Source organism: Fulvivirga aurantia (assembly GCF_009711475.1).
In the GTDB taxonomy this organism is placed as follows: domain Bacteria; phylum Bacteroidota; class Bacteroidia; order Cytophagales; family Cyclobacteriaceae; genus Fulvivirga; species Fulvivirga aurantia.
In genome coordinates this window covers 1-2,822 of sequence record NZ_SMMD01000448.1, presented here as the reverse complement: position 1 = coordinate 2,822, position 2,822 = coordinate 1, and the positions used below count along the sequence as shown (strand labels likewise).

Annotated in this window: 3 protein-coding genes; all 3 read left to right on the top strand. The window is 39.4% G+C overall.

What is annotated here, in order from left to right; genetic code table 11:
- Nucleotides 1-131: 131 nt before the first annotated feature.
- Genes E1176_RS02895 through E1176_RS02885 form a run of 3 tightly spaced genes read left to right on the top strand, consistent with a single transcriptional unit; the run spans nucleotide 132 to nucleotide 2,661 of the window.
- Complete coding sequence (locus tag E1176_RS02895) at nucleotides 132-989, top strand: UDP-2,3-diacylglucosamine diphosphatase (protein WP_155209076.1); 858 nt, start codon at nucleotides 132-134, stop codon at nucleotides 987-989.
- Between the two features lie 11 nt (nucleotides 990-1,000).
- Entirely contained in the window at nucleotides 1,001-1,987 is a 987-nt protein-coding gene (locus tag E1176_RS02890) for a glycosyltransferase family protein (RefSeq protein ID WP_155209075.1), read from the top strand.
- Nucleotides 1,987-2,661, top strand: coding sequence for a response regulator transcription factor (locus E1176_RS02885; protein ID WP_155209074.1), 675 nt, complete (start codon nucleotides 1,987-1,989; stop codon nucleotides 2,659-2,661). Before E1176_RS02890 ends, E1176_RS02885 begins: the two co-directional genes overlap by 1 nt.
- Nucleotides 2,662-2,822: the final 161 nt, after the last annotated feature.

Below are 2,822 nucleotides of genomic sequence, written 5' to 3'. Positions count from 1 at the left end.
GGCCCGTGAAGTGCAGGTAAAAGTTCAATACTACATTTGTGTTGTAGGGATTAAGGAGGGCCATGCGGATTTCAAATACTACATAGTAGATGGCCCTTCCTTTTACATCTTACACGTTTTAAATCTTATTGATGGAAGAGCCAAAAAGACCTGTAGAACTAGTAGTAATATCTGACATACACCTCGGCACATATGGATGCCGGGCAGAAGACCTTCTCCGCTACCTAAAATCAATCAAACCCAAGAAAATTATACTTAACGGTGACATCATAGACATGTGGCAATTCAGCAAGCGCTACTGGCCTAAATCTCATATGTTAATAGTTAAGCACATTACCAGCCTACTTGCTAAGGGTACGGAGATAGTATATGTCACGGGCAATCATGATGAAATGCTGAGAAAATTTGTGGGCTTTAAGCTGGGATCATTTTCTATTGAAAACAAAGTGGTTTTAGAGCTTGACAATAAAAAAGCCTGGGTGTTTCATGGCGATGTATTTGACGTTACGATGCAATACTCTAAGTGGCTTGCCAAACTGGGGGCAGTCGGCTACGACACACTTATTCTCCTCAATACATTTGTAAATTTTCTGTTAAAGACTCTCGGTCGCGGTAAAATATCACTTTCTAAAAGAATAAAAGATAGTGTAAAATCAGCAGTAAAATTCATTAATGATTTTGAAAATATAGCAGCCGATATAGCCATAGATAATAACTACGATTATGTGGTGTGTGGCCACATTCATCACCCTCAAAAGAAAAAGATAGCCACTGATAAAGGAAAGGTCGTCTACCTCAACTCTGGCGATTGGATAGAAAATCTGACTTCATTGGAATACAATAATGGGTCATGGAGCATATACAATTTTGCGGATGATCTGGTGGCCCAATCTATTAAAGTGAATAAGAAGAATAACATCATCCTCAGCAATGATGAAATTTTCTCAGATATGGTGAGTGAGTTTTTAACCACCAGGGTAAAATCATAATGAAATAGAATATGAATATATTATACGCAATACAGGGGACGGGTAATGGGCATATGAGCCGTGCAGTCGAAGTAGGACCTATTTTAGAAAAGCATGGAAAGGTTGACTATATGGTGAGCGGGGCTCAGGTAGACATTAATCTTGATAAAGAAATTAAATACAAGTCTAAAGGTTTAGGTTTTTACTTTGGCAAAAAAGGAGGGGTCGATATTTCCCAAACTATATTAAAGAATGCTTCTAAACGGCTTTATAGAGAGATTAAGGATTTTCCGATAGAGAAATACGACCTCATCATCAATGACTTTGAGCCGGTTACAGCCTGGTCTGCAAAGATAAAACGTAAGCCATGTGTAGCACTTAGCCATCAAAGTGCTTTACTATCAAAAAAGTCTCCGAAGCCTACGCATAAAGATCCTTTTGGGAAGATGATTATCAACAAATATGCTCCGGCTACGAAGCATTATGGGTTTCATTTTTCATCTTTTGACAACAACATATTTACCCCTATAGTAAAAAAAGAGATCAGAAGTAAAGAGCCTAAAAACTTCGGTCACTACACAGTTTATTTGCCCGCTTATGACGATGAGGCATTGATTGGAGCACTACACGGAATAAACGTGAAATGGGAAGTTTTTTCTAAACACACAAAACGCTCTTACGACCATAAAAACATAAGCATACGCCCGATAAACAGTGCTGCTTTTGCAGAAAGCATAACTACAAGTGCGGGTGTACTATGTGGGGCAGGTTTCGAGACGCCTTCAGAGGCATTGTATCTGGGTAAGAAACTGATGGTCATTCCTATGAAAAATCAATACGAACAATATTGCAATGCGGCTGCGCTCGAACAAATGGGTATACCCGTGATCAACCGAATAAATGCAGCTGCTGTAACAGAGATCAATAAATGGGTGGAGCGAGGTGCTCCTTTACAAATCGACTACCCGGATGAGACGGAATCGATTATAGATACGATAATTGCTGAACAGCTAAACTAATGCCGCATAAAGTTTTACTAGTAGACGATGACAAGGACATTTTAGACTTGCTCAAATACAACCTCGAGAGAGAAGGTTATACTGTGATGGGCGAGCGAGATAGCCAGCAAGCCGTGGCAACCGCACATTCATTTCAGCCTGACCTGATCATACTAGATATCATGATGCCCAAAGTAAATGGTATTGAGGTGTGCAGTCAATTAAGAAACCTTGAGGAATTTAAGAGTACTTACATATTTTTCCTCACGGCAAAAAGCGAAAAGTATTTACAGTCAGAGGCTCTGGAGCAGGGAGGTGATGACTATATTGAGAAGATCACGGGTTTGCGAGCACTTACTCATAAGGTAAGCACCGTATTGAAGAAAAACCTGGTGATCAGGAAGTGTATTAAGCATATCGATATTGGGGATCTGCATGTAGACAGAACAAAGAACCTTGTTTACTATCGAGGCAAAGAGGTGGTTTTGCCAAAGCATGAGTTTGAACTACTCTATTTTATGGCTCAAAACCCAAGAAAGTCTATCCCACATGACAGTATTTTACACAACATCTGGGGGTCTGAAGTTTATCTTTTTGCAAAGTCAATTGATACGTATATAAACAATATCAAACAGAAAATAGGTGCTCCACTGATAGCCAAACAAGGCAATCGGTATAGGCTGGAGGGGTTTTAGAAACCTCGATCTAGCCTTCTATAGGCCATAAGCAAAGCTTTGGCTTCGTAATTCTCAGAGGTGGACGTTAGTTGATAATAAAGTTGCTGAGCCACCTCACTTACAGGTTTATTTTTATAATAATTATCTCGACAAAAATGAACGTATTTAAGCACTTTAAA